Source organism: uncultured Serinicoccus sp. (assembly GCF_947487915.1).
Taxonomy (GTDB): domain Bacteria; phylum Actinomycetota; class Actinomycetes; order Actinomycetales; family Dermatophilaceae; genus Ornithinicoccus.
The window spans coordinates 157159-171525 of the sequence record NZ_CANKYH010000009.1 but is presented as its reverse complement, the minus strand read 5'-3'; the positions used below and the strand labels follow the sequence as shown (position 1 = coordinate 171525).

At 74.6% G+C, this 14367-nt stretch carries 15 protein-coding genes; 5 read left to right on the top strand and 10 right to left on the bottom strand.

What is annotated here, in order from left to right; translation table 11 throughout:
- Positions 1–94: 94 nt before the first annotated feature.
- From Q0795_RS13545 to Q0795_RS13535, 3 genes are all read right to left on the bottom strand, one after another.
- Positions 95–1264, bottom strand: a complete 1170-nt coding sequence (locus Q0795_RS13545) for a BMP family ABC transporter substrate-binding protein (protein WP_298890453.1) — start codon at positions 1262–1264, stop codon at positions 95–97.
- A 169-nt stretch (positions 1265–1433) separates the two neighbouring features.
- Positions 1434–2708, bottom strand: a complete 1275-nt coding sequence (locus tag Q0795_RS13540) for an amidohydrolase (RefSeq protein ID WP_298890451.1) — start codon at positions 2706–2708, stop codon at positions 1434–1436.
- 127 nt (positions 2709–2835) lie between these two features.
- Positions 2836–3936, bottom strand: coding sequence for a quinone-dependent dihydroorotate dehydrogenase (locus tag Q0795_RS13535; RefSeq protein WP_298890449.1), 1101 nt, complete (start codon positions 3934–3936; stop codon positions 2836–2838).
- Between the two features lie 24 nt (positions 3937–3960).
- On the opposite strand from Q0795_RS13535, the gene Q0795_RS13530 reads away from it, so the two are divergent.
- From Q0795_RS13530 to Q0795_RS13520, 3 genes are read left to right on the top strand one after another with little or no spacing between them, the layout of a single operon-like run.
- The gene (locus Q0795_RS13530) at positions 3961–5085 is read left to right on the top strand and encodes a mannose-1-phosphate guanylyltransferase (protein WP_298890447.1); all 1125 of its coding nucleotides are present in this window, start codon (positions 3961–3963) and stop codon (positions 5083–5085) included.
- A complete protein-coding gene (locus tag Q0795_RS13525; protein ID WP_366942469.1) occupies positions 5082–6383 on the top strand; it encodes a glycosyltransferase family 1 protein in 1302 nt (433 codons plus the stop codon). Before Q0795_RS13530 ends, Q0795_RS13525 begins: the two co-directional genes overlap by 4 nt.
- 44 nt (positions 6384–6427) lie before the next feature.
- Positions 6428–6979 carry a 2'-5' RNA ligase family protein gene (locus Q0795_RS13520; RefSeq protein ID WP_298890445.1) on the top strand — a complete coding sequence of 184 codons (552 nt, stop codon included), beginning with the start codon at positions 6428–6430 and terminating at the stop codon, positions 6977–6979.
- Between the two features lie 18 nt (positions 6980–6997).
- On the opposite strand, the gene Q0795_RS13515 is transcribed toward Q0795_RS13520, so the two are convergent.
- On the bottom strand, positions 6998–7348 hold the full coding sequence (locus Q0795_RS13515) for a LysM domain-containing protein (RefSeq protein WP_298890444.1): 351 nt from the start codon (positions 7346–7348) through the stop codon (positions 6998–7000).
- Between the two features lie 223 nt (positions 7349–7571).
- Between Q0795_RS13515 and Q0795_RS13510 the strand changes: the two genes are divergently transcribed.
- Positions 7572–8558 (top strand): malate dehydrogenase, encoded by a 987-nt coding sequence (locus tag Q0795_RS13510; RefSeq protein WP_298890443.1) that lies wholly within the window; start codon positions 7572–7574, stop codon positions 8556–8558.
- Between the two features lie 76 nt (positions 8559–8634).
- Here the strand turns inward: Q0795_RS13510 and Q0795_RS13505 are convergent, their stop codons facing one another.
- Genes Q0795_RS13505 through purH form a run of 5 tightly spaced genes read right to left on the bottom strand, consistent with a single transcriptional unit; the run spans position 8635 to position 13022 of the window.
- A complete protein-coding gene (locus Q0795_RS13505) occupies positions 8635–8937 on the bottom strand; it encodes a DUF3017 domain-containing protein (RefSeq protein ID WP_298890608.1) in 303 nt (100 codons plus the stop codon).
- Positions 8937–9788 carry a bifunctional methylenetetrahydrofolate dehydrogenase/methenyltetrahydrofolate cyclohydrolase gene (locus Q0795_RS13500; protein ID WP_298890441.1) on the bottom strand — a complete coding sequence of 284 codons (852 nt, stop codon included), beginning with the start codon at positions 9786–9788 and terminating at the stop codon, positions 8937–8939. Before Q0795_RS13500 ends, Q0795_RS13505 begins: the two co-directional genes overlap by 1 nt.
- Positions 9789–9822: 34 nt before the next feature.
- On the bottom strand, positions 9823–10374 hold the full coding sequence (locus Q0795_RS13495) for an ACT domain-containing protein (RefSeq protein ID WP_298890440.1): 552 nt from the start codon (positions 10372–10374) through the stop codon (positions 9823–9825).
- A 10-nt stretch (positions 10375–10384) separates the two neighbouring features.
- Complete coding sequence (locus Q0795_RS13490; protein ID WP_298890439.1) at positions 10385–11374, bottom strand: DMT family transporter; 990 nt, start codon at positions 11372–11374, stop codon at positions 10385–10387.
- Positions 11375–11411: 37 nt separating this feature from the next.
- On the bottom strand, positions 11412–13022 hold the full coding sequence (purH, locus tag Q0795_RS13485) for a bifunctional phosphoribosylaminoimidazolecarboxamide formyltransferase/IMP cyclohydrolase (RefSeq protein WP_298890438.1): 1611 nt from the start codon (positions 13020–13022) through the stop codon (positions 11412–11414).
- Between the two features lie 175 nt (positions 13023–13197).
- Between purH and Q0795_RS13480 the strand changes: the two genes are divergently transcribed.
- Positions 13198–13818, top strand: coding sequence for a methyltransferase domain-containing protein (locus tag Q0795_RS13480; RefSeq protein ID WP_298890437.1), 621 nt, complete (start codon positions 13198–13200; stop codon positions 13816–13818).
- Here Q0795_RS13480 and purN read toward each other — a convergent pair.
- Complete coding sequence (gene purN, locus Q0795_RS13475) at positions 13777–14361, bottom strand: phosphoribosylglycinamide formyltransferase (RefSeq protein WP_298890606.1); 585 nt, start codon at positions 14359–14361, stop codon at positions 13777–13779. The two genes, Q0795_RS13480 and purN, sit on opposite strands and share 42 nt — an antisense overlap.
- Between the last annotated feature and the right edge of the window lie 6 nt (positions 14362–14367).

The following is a 14367-nucleotide window of genomic DNA, read 5'->3' as shown; positions in this document are numbered from 1 at the left end:
GGAGGGACAGCGTAGCGGCCCGGCCCGAGGTGGGCCGGGCCGCTGGCGGAGCGGGGTCTGCGCGTCGGTCAAACCGGTCCGGCAGACCCTCAGCTCACTGCTGCGGGCTGTTCGGCGACTCGACGGTGATCTCGCCGGAGACGACCATCTCCTCCAGCATCGCGACCGCCTCGTCGAGCGACATCTCCGCGCCGTCCGGCCCGGTCACCATCATGCCCTCGACGTCGCCGGCCATGTCGTGGTACTCGGCCAGTCCGACCCCGTCGTTCTCCAGCGTGCCGACGTAGGGCTCGTTGGTGAAGCCCCCGTCGACCGCCTCGGAGACGGTGGTCTCGACCGCCGCGCCGATCTCCTTCATGACCGAGGTGAGCATGAGGTCGGAGTACTCGGAGGCGGTGAGGTAGCCGTCGGAGTCCACCCAGATGATGTGCACACCGTCGGCCTCCGAGGCCGCCGCCGCCGCGCCGAGGCCGACCGGGCCGGCGACCGGCATGACGATGTCCGCGCCCTGGGAGATGAACTGCTCGGTGAGCGTCTGGCCCTGGCTCTGGTTCTCGAAGTCTCCGGAGAAGGCGCCCTCCTGGGCCTCCTTGTCCCACCCGAGCAGGTTGACGTCCGTGCCGTTGTCCTCGTTGAACTTGTCGACGCCGTCGGCGAAGCCGTCCATGAAGACCGAGACCGAGGGGATCTGCAGCCCGCCGAAGGTGGCGACGGTGCCGGACTCGGACATGCCCGCCGCGAGGTAGCCGGCGAGGTAGCTGGCCTCCGCGGTGTTGAAGAGGATCGGCTTGGCGTTGTCCAGCTCGACCGGGTTGAAGTCCGCGTCGCTGAAGGCCGAGTCGATGAGGGCGAAGTTGGTGTCGGGGTTCTCCTCGGCGGCCGCCTGGATGGCGTCCTCGAGCAGGAAGCCGACCCCGATGGTGATGTTGCAGCCCTGGGAGACGAGGTTGGAGACGTTGGTGGCGTAGTCGGTGTCCGCCTGGGACTCGACCTCGACCGGCTCGATACCCAGCTCCTCCGCGGCGGCGTCGAGGCCCTCCTTGCCGGACTGGTTGAACGACTGGTCGTCGAACCCGCCGGAGTCGGAGACCATGCAGGCCTTGAAGTCACCGGCGTCGCCGCCGGCGGCCTCGCCGTCCTCACTGCTCTCGGCGTTCTCGCCGCCACCGGCAGTGGTCTCTTCTTCGGAGGGGGCCTCACCGCACGCGGCAAGGACGAGGGTGGCCGCCGCACCGGCGGTGGCGAGCTTCAGGACCCGACGCACGGGATACTCCTTTGTCCTGTGGGTATGACGCGTCGATGGTAACCCTGGTGACTCACCGGTAGGTGCCTCGCCTCACGGGCGCGCGGCAAGACGTGACGAACTCGTGACCTGGGTCGTCACACCCGTCACACGCGTCCCCGCCCGGGTCCCCCGGACCGGGCCGGACCGGTCAGGGGTGCATCTCCCCCAGCGCGGTGAAGACCGCACCGGCCAGCAGCTTGGCGCCCACGAGCACCGAACGCTCGTCGACGACGAGGTCACCCTGGTGCAGCTCGTAGGTCGGACCGCCGGGTGCCCGGGTCCCGAGCCGGGCCATCGCCCCGGGCACCTGCTGGAGGTACCACCCGAGGTCCTCTCCCCCCATGGACTGCTTGGTGGCCTGCACCGACCCTGCCCCGAGCAGCATCATGCCGGCCTTGGAGAGCGCGACCACCGAGGCGTTCTCGTTGTCCACCGGGGGCACGCCCTTGGTGTACTCGACGGTCGCGGTCACGCCGTAGGGCGCCACCACCGCCTGGACGGTCTCGGTGAAGATGGGCTCGACGACGTCCCACAGCTCGGCGTCGAGCATGCGCAGCGTGCCGAGGGCCTCGCCACGCGCCGGGATGACGTTGGCCGCGGCCCCCGCACGCACCACGCCCCAGACGAGGATCGCGGCCGCCCGCGGGTCCAGCCGGCGGGTCAGCGCCGCGGGCACCTCGGTGACGACCTTGGCCAGGGCGTAGGTGATGTCCTGGGTCAGGTGGGGGCGGGAGGTGTGCCCGCCGCGACCGGTGATGACGACGCGGACCTCGTCCGACGCCGCGGTGATCGGCCCGACGCGCAGCCCGATGCGCCCGACGTCGACGGAGGGGTCGCAGTGGACCGCCAGCATCCGGTCGACGCCCTCGAGCCCGCCCTGTTCCATGACCTTGAGCGCGCCCCCGGGGTGGGTCTCCTCGGCCGGCTGGAAGACCAGCCGGACGGCCGCCTGCCGCGCCACCAGCTCCTCGGACAGCTCGTGCAGGGCCAACCCCGCCCCGACGAGCCCGACCGTGTGCACGTCGTGACCGCACGCGTGGCAGACGCCGGCGGTGGACGAGGCGAAGGGCAGACCGGTCACCTCGTCGATGGGCAGGGCGTCGAGGTCCGCGCGCAGGGCGATGCGGGTGCGCGGCTCGGGGTGCCCGATGTCGACCAGGGCGCCGGTGCCCGGCAGGGTGCGGACCTGCGCACCCGCCTGCGACAGCACGCCCGCGACGAGCTCGGTGGTCCGGTGCTCGGTCCAGCACACCTCCGGCTGCTGGTGGATCTGGCGCCGCCAGGCCAGCAGCTCCTCAGACCGGCCCTCGACGACGGCCTCGATCCGTCGCATCACCTCGGCGAGGGGGCGGGGGCCGCCACGCTCCCCCGAGCCGGGGTCGGGGGCGGCGGTCTCGCGCTGGGTGCGGGCGTCGGTGGTCAACGGCTCTCTCCGGACGGGGCTGGGGGTCAGCCTCGAGCATACGCGCGGCTCCCCCGCCATCCAGGACCCCCACCGGGCGCCGTGAATGGTTCCCCTCACCCCCACCGGACGCCGTGAATGGTTCCCCTCACCCCCACCGGGCGCCGTCCGGGCTCGTCGCGGCCACGGCGTCGGCGACGAGGGCGGGCCCGGCATACACGAGGCCGGTGTAGAGCTGGACGAGGTCGGCACCCGCGTCGACCAGCGCGGCGGCGTCCGCGCCGGTCAGGACGCCGCCCACGCCGATGACCGGCAGGTCGGTCAACCGGCGCACCCGGCCGACGACCTCCCTCGCCCGCAGCGTCAGCGGCGCCCCGGACAGCCCGCCGCTCTCGGCCGCCGCGCGGGCCGCGTCGACGTGTGCGACCCCCTCCCGGGAGAGGGTCGTGTTGGTGGCGATGAACCCCCGCGCACCGGCGTCCACGGCCACGCCGACCGCCTGCTCCAGCGCCGGCGCCGTGAGGTCGGGCGCCACCTTGACGAGCACCGGCACGTCGGCCGCCCGCACCACCGCGGTCAGCAATTCCGCGAGCGGGCCCGCGTCCTGCAGCGAGCGCAGGCCCGGGGTGTTGGGCGAGGACACGTTGACCGCGAGGTAGTCGGCGAGCCCGGTGAGCGCCCGCACCGAGGCGAGGTAGTCCTCCACCGCCTCCTCCACCGGCGTGACCTTGCTCTTGCCGATGCTCACCCCGACGGGCAGCCGTACGGACCCGGCCTCCCGCGCGGCACGGAGGCGGGCGGCGAGCGCCTCGACCCCCTCGTTGTTGAACCCCATCCGGTTGATGACGGCTCGGCTGGCCGGCAGCCGCACCAGGCGTGGACGGGGGTTGCCCGGTTGCGGCCGGGCGGTGACGGTGCCCAGCTCGACGTGCCCGAACCCGAGGGCCCCCCAGCCCGGCACGGCACGGCCGTCCTTGTCCATCCCGGCGGCCAGACCGACCCGGTGGGCGAAGCGCAGCCCCAGCACCTCCACCCCCGGACCTCGGGGGACCGTTGCGCCGCCCGCGGCGAGCAGCCCCCGGGTGAGCGGGCTCCGGCCCAGCGCGTCCACGCCGCGGACGGTGAGGTGGTGGGCCCGCTCGGCCTCCAGCCGCCACGCCACCGGCCGCAGCACCCCCCGGTAGCCGAGGCGCTGGGCCGCACCGAGGACCCGGCGCGGGGCACCGGCGGACGGCAGGGACGCTGGCATGGGAGCAACCCTAGACTGGCAGGGGTGAGCACCTCTCGCCGCGCCGCCGGCACCGCGGACGACGCCGTCGCCGACCTCACGGCCGTCGTCCCGGCCGGGGGCTCGGGCACCCGGCTCTGGCCGCTGTCGCGCAGCGCCGCCCCGAAGTTCCTCCAGGACCTCACCGGTTCGGGCCGCTCGATGCTCCAGGAGACGGTCGACCGGGTCGGTCGCCTGGTCGGCGGACGGGTGCTCGTCGTCACCGGTCAGGCCCACGCGGCGGCCGTGCGGCAGCAGCTGGATGGGCTGCCCGGGGACCGTCTGCTGCTCGAGCCCTCGCCGCGGGACTCGATGCCGGCGATCGGGTGGGCCGCGGCGGTGCTCGAGCGCAGCGACCCGGACGCGGTGCTCGGCTCGTTCGCGGCGGACCACGTCATCGACGACGAGGAGGCCTTCGCGGACTGCGTGCGCCAGGCGGTGGTCGCCGCCCGGTCCGGGTCCCTGGTCACCCTGGGCATCCAGCCCCGCTACCCCGCCACCGGGTTCGGCTACGTCGAGGTGGGTGAGCGACGGACCTACCCCGCCGCCCCGGACGTCCACCGGGTCGTCTCCTTCGTGGAGAAGCCGGACCGCGGCGTCGCCGAGCACTACCTCGAGGACGGACGGCACCTGTGGAACGCCGGCATCTTCGTCGTGCGGGCCGGTGTCCTCCTGGACCTCCTGGCCGTCCAGCACCCGGAGATGGTGCACCTCCTGAGGCTGCTCGCCCGGGACCCAGGACGGCTCGACGAGGTATGGAGCTCGCTGCCGGCGGTGGCCATCGACCGGGCCGTCGCCGAGCCGGCAGCTCGTGCCGGGATGGTGGAGGTCGTCCCCGCCGACCTGGGCTGGGACGACGTCGGCGACTTCGCCTCCCTCGCCACGCTGCTGCAGGAGCACCCTCGTCACCCCGGCGTGCGGGTGCTGGGCAGCCCCGATGACGTCCTCGCGCAGGACTCCACCGGGCTGGTCGCCGCCCGCGGAGGACGGACCGTGGTGACCCTGGGCGTGGAGGGGGTCGTCGTCGTCGACACCCCCGACGCCGTGCTCGTCACCACCCGCGAGCGCTGCCAGGACGTCCGCGCGCTGGTGGCCACCCTGCAGCAGCTCGGGCGGGAGGACCTGACGTGACGACGCGCCCGGGCACCCTGCGCTCTCCCCGACGCGCCCTGCGCGACGGCATCGGGCACCATCTGGTCACCCGCCGGCCACCCGACACACCCCCAGGGTCCGCCGACGACATACCCGACGCGCCGAGGATGGACCACGTGCGCGTCGCCATCGTCACCGAGTCCTTCCTCCCCGCCCTCAACGGCGTCACCACGAGCGTCTGCAAGGTGCTGGAGTGCCTGCGCGAGCAGGGGCACGAGGCGCTGGTCATCGCCCCCGGCACCAGCCCCTGGAGCCCGGTCATGACCCCGGAGCACTACGCCGGCTTCCCGGTCCACACCGTCACCAGCCTGCCCGTGCGCAAGTTCCGGGTCGGCCTGCCCTCCTACGAGCTCGAGACCGTCCTGCACCGCTTCCGGCCCGACGTGGTCCACGTCGCCTCGCCCTTCGTGCTCGGCGTCCGCGGCCTCGTCGCCGCGCGTGCGCTGGGGATCCCGTCGGTGGCGATCTACCAGACCGACATGCCCTCCTACATCCGCCAGCACGCCGGCCCCGCGGGCGACCTGACCGCGCGGGCCACCTGGCGCTGGATCCGGCGCATCCACGAGCAGGCCGACCTCACCCTGGCCCCCTCCACCTCCGCCCTGACCGACCTCGCCGCCCACCACGTCCCCCGGGTCGCGCTCTGGGGCCGCGGCGTCGACAGCGACCTGTTCCACCCCGACCACCGCCACGACCCCGCCGCGGACGCGCTGCACGCCACGCTGGCACCGCGCGGGGAGACCGTCCTGGGGTATGTCGGACGGCTCGCCCCGGAGAAGGAGCTGCACCGGCTGACCGAGCTCGCCTCGCTCCCGGGCACCCGGCTCGTCCTCGTGGGTGAGGGACCCAGCCGGGAGGTCCTGCAGGCCCAGCTGCCCGAGGCGGTCTTCCTGGGCCGTCGCGAGGGGGCCGACCTGGCGCGCGCCTACGCCGCCTTCGACGTCTTCGTGCACACGGGAACCCGCGAGACCTTCGGCCAGACGTTGCAGGAGGCGTCGGCCGCCGGGCTGCCGGTCGTCGCACCGGCCAGGGGCGGCCCCGTAGACCTCATCGAGCCCGGGGTGACCGGTGCGCTGTTCGACCCCGACGTGCGGGGTGCGCTGCGGGAGGCGGTCCTGCCGCTGGTCGGCGCCGGAGCGCAGGAGCAGGAGCTGCGCCGGCGGCTGGGCGCGGCAGGGCGCCGGCGGGTGGAGGAGCGGTCGTGGCCGGCGCTGGTGGACCAGCTGGTCGGGCACTACTCGCGGGTCGTGCACAAGGCCGCCTTCTCGGTGGCCTGAACGCCTCACGAGGGGGGACGGGCGGTGCCGAGTAGGGTGGGCCGATGACCATCGGCACCTCGTCCGACCCCGTGGTCGACCCGGCCGTGGTCGGCGTGGCCATCCCTGTCCCGGAGCCGTGGGGAGACCACCTCCAGCGCCTGCGGATCGGCTACGGCGAGGAGCGGGCGGCGCGGATCCCCACCCACATCACCCTGCTGCCGCCGACCGAGGTCGCGCCGGGCGTGGCCGACGACCTCGACGCGCACCTGAGCCGGGTGGCCGACTCGCACGCGGCCTTCGAGGTCCTGCTACGCGGCACCGGGACGTTCCGCCCCGTGTCCGACGTCGTCTTCGTCCAGGTGGCCAAGGGGGTCGCCTCCTGCGAGCTGCTCGAGCAGGAGGTGAGGTCGGGGCCGGTGCAGCGCCGGGTCGACTTCCCCTACCACCCGCACGTCACGCTGGCGCACGACCTTCCTGGCCCCGCCATGGACCGTGCGTTCAACGACCTCGCGGCGTTCAGCTGCACCTTCACCGCGGACGTCGTCCGGCTCTACGCCCACGACGGGGACGGGATGTGGCGCACGCGCACCGACCATCCGCTGACCGGCGGGTGACCCCGCCCGGGTCCTCGGTCAGCCCGCGTCGCGGGGCAGTCGGAAGACCTGGCCCGCGAAGATCAGCTCCGGGTCCGGGATGCCGTTGAGGCGGACGATGCCGTCCTCGTCGACGCCGTGCCGGGCCGCGAGGTCGGCCAAGGTGTCGCCGGGCTGCACCGTGGCCGTGGGATGACGTCCGGCGGAGTGCGCCGCCCCGTCCGGCTCGGCCGCGGGTGCGGCGTGCCGGTGGGTGGCCGCCGGGGCGGCGTCGTCGGGGGTGGCCGCCGGGTGCTGGCGCTCGGGCTCGGCCTCACGGCCTGCGACGGCGCCGGACGCGCCGGGGCGCCGGCCGCGCAACGCCCCTCTGATCCGGTCGATGAGTCCCATGGTCCACTCCGTTCCTGCGGCCGGGCGGGGAGGGCGCCCCGCACGCGACGGCCGTCGTGCCCGCGCACCGTAGCCCACGACCGCTGCGCCCGGCCACTCGGACGCGGTGGCCTGCGCGCAGGGTGCTAGCGTCGCTCGCATCAGCCGTTCGGCGGCTCGGCGCTGCCCGGCACCGTGCGTGCACGGCGCCAGTCCATCTGCACCCGAAGGAAGGTCCCCGCTCGTGAACACTCCCGTCAAGGTCGCCGTCACCGGAGCTGCCGGTCAGATCGGCTACAGCCTGCTCTTCCGCATCGCCTCCGGCGAGCTGCTGGGCCCGGACACCCCCGTCGAGCTGCGGCTGCTCGAGATCACCCCGGCGCTGGGTGCCCTGGAGGGCGTCGTCATGGAGCTGGACGACTGCGCCTTCCCGCTGCTCACCGACGTCCAGACCGGTGACGACGCCGACGTCGTCTTCGACGGCGTCAACGTGGCGCTGCTCGTCGGCGCCCGCCCTCGCACCAAGGGGATGGAGCGCGGCGACCTGCTCGAGGCCAACGGCGCCATCTTCACCGCCCAGGGCAAGGCCCTCAACAGCCACGCCGCCGACGACGTGCGGATCACGGTCACCGGCAACCCGGCCAACACCAACGCCCTCATCGCGATGAGCAACGCCCCCGACATCCCGACCGAGCGCTTCTCCGCCCTGACCCGGCTGGACCACAACCGGGCGATCGCCCAGCTCGCGGCCAAGGTCGGCGCCCCCGTCACCGACGTCTCGCACATGACGATCTGGGGCAACCACAGCGCCACCCAGTACCCCGATCTCTTCCACGCCCAGGTCGGCGGCCGCAACGCCGCCGAGGCCGTGGGCGACCAGCAGTGGATCGAGGACACCTTCATCCCCACCGTCGCCAAGCGTGGCGCGGCCATCATCGAGGCCCGCGGCTCCTCCTCGGCCGCCTCCGCGGCGTCGGCCACCATCGACCACGCCCGGGACTGGCTGCGCGGCTCGCCGGAGGGCGACTGGGTGTCGATGGCCGTGCGCTCCGACGGCTCGTACGGCGTCGAGGAGGGTCTCATCAGCTCCTTCCCCGTGACGACCCGCGACGGGTCCTACGAAATCGTCCAGGGCCTGGACATCGACGAGTTCTCCCGGGGCCGCATCGACGCCACGGTGGCCGAGCTGTCCGAGGAGAAGGCTGCGGTCACCCAGCTCGGCCTCGTCTAGTCCTCACCGGCCCGGGCGCCACGGCATACCGGTATGCCGTGGCCGGAGCAGAGAACGGGACGCCGGCGGCCGTGGCTCAGCCCAGGCGCAGGGTCGCGGCGACGGTCACCGTCGCCGTGCCCAGCAGGAGCAGTGTCGCGACGTCGGTGAGCCGGCTGCGCACCTCCAGGCCGCCCGCCCGGCCGGGCGGCAGGAACGCCCGCAGCAGGGCGAGCACGCCCAGGGTGGCACCGAGGGCGTAGCCGTAGGCGCGCAGGTTCGACGAGGTCAGCAGCACGCCGGAGACCACCAGGCCGAGCACCCCGACCCACCAGGCACCCAGCGGCTGCGTCGCGGCGCCGGACTCCCGCCGCAGCTCCTCCCCCGGCGCGCTGCCCATCACGCCGCGTCGAGGGTGCGTTCCGCGGCCTCCACGACATTGCTCAGCAGCATCGCCCGCGTCATGGGGCCCACGCCGCCGGGGTTCGGGGTCAACCAGCCGGCCACCTCCGCGACGTCCCGGTGCACGTCGCCGGCGATCTTGCCGTCCCGACGGGCGACGCCCACGTCCATCACGGCCGCACCCGGCTTGACCATGTCCGGGGTGATCATGTCGGGCACGCCGGCCGCCGAGATGACGATGTCGGCCCTCCGCGTGTGTGCGGCGAGGTCCCGCGTGCCGGTATGGCATAGGGTCACCGTCGCGTTCTCGCTGCGCCGCGTGAGGATGAGGCCCAGGGGCCGTCCGACGGTGAGGCCACGCCCCACCACGACGACCTCGGCACCGGCGATCGGCACGTCGAAGCGACGCAGCAGCTCCACGCACCCCACGGGGGTGCACGGCAGCGGCGCCGGCTCGCCCAGCACGAGGGCTCCGAGGTTCTGCGGATGCAGCCCGTCGACGTCCTTGGCCGGGTCGACCCGGGAGAGGATGGCGAACTCGTCCAGGCCCGTGGGCTGCTGGACCAGGAAGGCGGTCACCGCGGGATCGGCGTTGAGCTCGTCGACGGTGGACAGGACGTCGGCGAGGCCGGAGCCGGCGGGCAGCTCGCGCCGCACCGAGGTGATGCCGATCGCGGCGCAGTCCTTGTGCTTGGCCCCGACGTACCAGCGGCTGGCCGGGTCCTCGCCCACGAGGACGGTGGCCAGGCCGGGCACGACCCCCCGCCGGGCCAGGGCCTCGACCCGGGTGCGCAGCTCGTCCTGGATCGTCGCGTGCACGGCCTTGCCGTCGAGGATCGTCGCGGTCATGGCGTCGAGTCTAGGGACGTGCGGGCGACGGGGCTCACTCCCACTCCGTCTGGTCCTCGGCGTCGAGGCTGATGTCCACGAGGAGCTCGGCGGCCAGCTCCTCCAGGGCCCGCCGCAGGGCCGACAGGTCGGTGTCGGCCGGCGCACGCAGGCGCACCTTGGCGGCGAAGAGGTCACCGCCGGCCTGCGGGGCCGGCACGACCTTCGTCTGGAGGTCCTCCACGGACACCTCGTGCTCCGCCAGGATGCCGGTGATCTCCTTGACGATGCCGGGGCGGTCGTTGCCCACCAGGTCCAGGTGCAGCAGGTCCCCCTCGGGGCCCGCCGGGGCGGTGGCGACTAACTCGTCCTCCCCCACGAGGTGCACGGTCGTCTCCAGCACCCCCCCGAGACCCCCCAGGGCCTCGGCCAGGGACCGGGACCGGCTGTCGGGGACGTCCACGGTGACGATGCCGGCGAACTTACCGGCGAGCTCGGCCAGCTGGCTGCGCTCCCAGCTCCCGCCGTGCTCGGCCACCACGTCGGCCAGCACGGCGACCAGGCCGGGGCGGTCGTCGCCGATGACCGTGATCACGAGAGTCGCCATGGCGGGGAGCCTACCGGTGCGCGACCACCGCGGGCGAGGACGCGCGCCGACGTCGGGCGGGTCGGGCAAGCGCGGCCCAGACCGAGGCCGTGAGCGCCAGGGCGACGCCGAGGAGCAGCTGGGGGCCGAGGGCCGCACGACCCACCGGGTCCAGGGCGTCGAGCAGCACGCCCACCAGCAGCTGGGTCGTGATCGTGACCAGGGCGAAGACGAGGACGGGCAGGTGCTGCACCGCGTAGGCCGCGAGGGCGATGAAGACGATGCCCATGACCCCTCCGGTCCACGCCCACCAGGGCAGCCCGGCGTCCACGGCACTCGGTCGCACCCCGCCGGCGAGCGAGGCCACCAGCCCGATGAGCACCAGGGTCAGCGTCCCGGTGAGGAAGTTGACCCACGCGGTCGCGACCGGCGCCCTGCTCACGGTGGTCACCACGCCGTTGAGCGCCTGCTGCACCGAGGTGAGCGCGCCGGCGGCGCAGACCAGGACGAGCGCCACAGCGAACCCCACGCCCGCACCGGCCGCGGCACCGTCCTCCTGCGGCCGGGCCGTGGCAGCGACCGCCACCCCGACCACGGCGAGCGCGGCCGCCCCCACCCGACCGGCCCGCCACGGCTGCGCGGGTCCCGGGCCGAGACCGGCGCGGTCCACGAGCAGCGCGCTGACCGACTGCCCGCCGATCACGGCGACGAGGAAGGCGGTCACCCCGACCAGCGGCACGGCATACGTCTGGCTGGCGACGAGCAGCGCACCCCCGACACCACCGACCACCTGCCAGCGCCGCAGCCCCCCGGACCGCACCGCCACCCACACGGCCGCGGCGCGCCGGCGCAACGGGGCGAGCGCCAGCAGCAGCGTGAGCACGACCAGCCCGCTGCCGAAGGACAGCGTGGCCGCCGGGAGCGCCCCCACCTGCTCCGAGAGCACCCCGTTGACCCGGGACTGCACCGGCAGCCCCGCCCCGCAGCCACCGGCCGCGAGCAGCGGCAGGAGGGTCGTCACCAGGGGGCCTGCCCCGGCCGAGGACTCCTCGGCGAGGTCAGTGGGCAAAGTGCCGGGTGCCGGTGAAGTACATCGTCACCCCCGCACGCCCGGCCGCGGCGACGACCTCCTCGTCCCGGATCGACCCACCCGGGGCGACCACTGCCCGCACCCCGGCGTCGAGCAGCACCTGGAGCCCGTCGGCGAAGGGGAAGAACGCGTCGGAGGACGCGACCGACCCGGCCGCCCGCTCCCCCGCGCGGCGCACCGCCAGCTGGCAGGAGTCCACCCGGTTGACCTGGCCCATGCCGACCCCGACCGACGCGCCGGCGTCGGCCAGCAGGATCGCGTTGGAGCGGGTGGCCCGTACCGCCCGCCAGGCGAACTGCAGGTCGGCGAGGGTCGCGTCGTCGGCGGGGTCGCCGGCCACCAGGCGCCAGCGGGCGGCGTCGTCACCACCATCGTCCACCTGCGCGTCCACGGCGTCGACCTCCTGCACGAGCAGCCCTCCGGAGATGGGGCGGGTCTCGGTCCCGCCGGTCCGCGGCGGCGCGACCCGGAGCAGCCGCAGGTTCTTCTTCGTGCGCAGCAGCTCCAGGGCCGCCGGCTCGAAGTCCGGCGCCACGACGACCTCGGTGAAGACGTCGGCGACCTGCCGGGCCATCTGCTGGCTCACCGGGCGGTTGGTCGCGACGATCCCGCCGAAGGCGGAGACCGGGTCGCAGGCGTGCGCCTTGGCGTGGGCGTCGGCGACATCGGTCCCGACGGCGATCCCGCACGGGTTCGCGTGCTTGATGATCGCCACGGTCGGCTGGTCGCCGTGGTCGTGCGCGGCGCGGCGGGCGGCGTCGGCGTCGACGTAGTTGTTGAAGGACATCTCCTTGCCGCCCAGCTGCTCGGCCTGGGCCAGGCCGGGTCCGGTCGCGTGGCCGTCGGCGTAGAGCGCGGCCCGCTGGTGCGGGTTCTCGCCGTAGCGCAGCACCGCCGCCCGGTCCCAGGTCGCTCCCATCCAGGCGGGGAAGCCGGTTCCGTCACCGCTGTCGGCGAGCGCGTTGCCCATCCACGACGCGACGTGCACGTCGTAGGTCGCCGTGTGCACGAAGGCGGCGGCGGCGAGCCGCCGGCGCTGCGCGAGGGTGAACCCGCCGGCGGCGAGCGCGCCCAGCACCTCCGGGTATGCCGTGGGGCTGGTGACGACGGCGACGCTGCGGTGGTTCTTGGCGGCGGCACGGACCATGGAGGGCCCGCCGATGTCGATCTGCTCGACGCAGGCCTCCTCGTCGGCCCCGGAGGCCACCGTGTCGGCGAACGGGTAGAGGTTGCCGACGACCAGGTCGAAGCCCTCGACGCCGAGCTCGTCCAGCTGCCGCACGTGCTCGGGGTTGGTCGTGTCCGCCAGCAGCCCGGCGTGCACCCGCGGGTGCAGGGTCTTGACCCGGCCGTCGAGGCACTCGGGGAAGCCGGTGAGCTCCTCCACGCGGGTGACCGGGAGGCCGAGGCTCTCGATGCGGGCGGCCGACCCGCCGGTGGAGACCAGGGCCACGCCGGCCTCGGCCAGGCCGGTGACGAGCTCGTCGAGGCCGGTCTTGTCGTAGACCGAGACGAGGGCGCGACGGACCGGCCGGCGCTCGTCGGGCGGGGTGTCGCTGGAGGGGGTCGGGGTGCTCACGCGGATCGCTCCTCTGGTGCGGGCCGGGCAGCCGGTTCCGGCGCCCGGACGGACGGTGCGGGCACCCAGGCGGGCGATACCCACGCGTGCACTCCCCGGTGGTGTCCCACCCGCGCCAGTCGTGTGGCCCCAGTCTAGCCGCGAGTGACCACGCCCCCGGGCGTAGGTTCGGGACGTGGACGCACAGGACGCACGGCACGCACGGCACTGGGACCGGCTCGCCGGCCGCTACGACGAGGTGTCGGCCGGCGTGGAACGCCGCTTCCTCGCGGCCAGCCGCCCCTGGGTGGCGGGGCGCGCCCACGGGCGCGTGCTCGAGGTCGGGGTGGGGACCGGGGCGAACCTGGCCTTCTACCCGGCCGGCGTCGACCTCGTGTGCCTCGAGCGCAGCGCCCCCATGCTCGAGCGGGCCCGGCGGCGGGCGGCCGAGGTCGGCCGGCCGGCGACCTTCGTGCTGGGCGACGCGGGCGCCCTCGCCGTCGACGACGCCTCCGTGGACACGGTCGTCTCGACCTTCACCCTGTGCTGCGTGCCCGACCTCGGGGCTGCCCTCGCGGAGATGGTCCGCGTGCTGGGACCCGGCGGGTCGCTGCTGCTGGCCGACCACGTGGCCTCCGACCGCTGGTGGGTGCGGGCGCCGCAGGCGCTGGTGGACGTGGCCACCGTGCCGCTGGCCGGCGAGCACCTGGGGCGACGCCCCGCGACCCGGCTGGCCGCCCTCGGCCTGCAGGTGGTGGAGTCGCAGCGGACGACGCTAGGCGTCATCGAGCGGGTGCACGCGCGCCAGCCCGGGTAGGGCCGCGACGAGCATCTCCCGCTCGGCGACCTTGATCCGCTCGTGCAGGCTCTCCTCGGTGTCGCCGGCCAGCACCGGCACGGCGCGCTGGTCGAGGATCCGGCCGGTGTCGACACCGGCGTCGACCTCGTGGAGGGTGCATCCGCTGACCCTGACGCCGTGGGCGAGGGCGTCCCGGACCGCGTGCGCCCCCGGGAACGAGGGCAGCAGCGCGGGGTGGGTGTTGACGACGCGGTGGGCGGCCAGCACGGCCGGGCCCAGGATCCGCATGAACCCCGCGCTGAGCACGAGGTCGGGGTGGTGGGCACCGATCCGACCGGCCAGCGCGACGTCCCACGCCTCCCGGTCCGGGTGGGCGCTCACCGGCTCGACGAAGGTCGGCAGACCGCGCCGGCGCGCCCGCGCCAACCCCTCGATCCCGTCCCGGTCGGCGCCCACGGCCACGACGTCCACGGCGTAGGCGGGGTCGGTGCACGCCTCGAGCACCGCCTCCAGGAGGGTGCCGCTGCCCGAGACGAGGGCCACCACGCGGGGTCGGGGCAGCCCGCT

Excerpts from the sequence above, each read along its gene's own strand:
- Q0795_RS13515 (WP_298890444.1), bottom strand. The coding sequence starts at position 7,348 with ATGGGACTCATCGACCGGATCAGAGGGGCGTTGCGCGGCCGGCGCCCC.
- Q0795_RS13505 (WP_298890608.1), bottom strand. The coding sequence starts at position 8,937 with ATGGGCAGCGCGCCGGGGGAGGAGCTGCGGCGGGAGTCCGGCGCCGCG.
- Q0795_RS13500 (WP_298890441.1), bottom strand. The coding sequence starts at position 9,788 with ATGACCGCGACGATCCTCGACGGCAAGGCCGTGCACGCGACGATCCAG.
- Q0795_RS13495 (WP_298890440.1), bottom strand. The coding sequence starts at position 10,374 with ATGGCGACTCTCGTGATCACGGTCATCGGCGACGACCGCCCCGGCCTG.
- Q0795_RS13535 (WP_298890449.1), bottom strand. The coding sequence starts at position 3,936 with ATGCCAGCGTCCCTGCCGTCCGCCGGTGCCCCGCGCCGGGTCCTCGGT.
- Q0795_RS13520 (WP_298890445.1), top strand. The coding sequence starts at position 6,428 with ATGACCATCGGCACCTCGTCCGACCCCGTGGTCGACCCGGCCGTGGTC.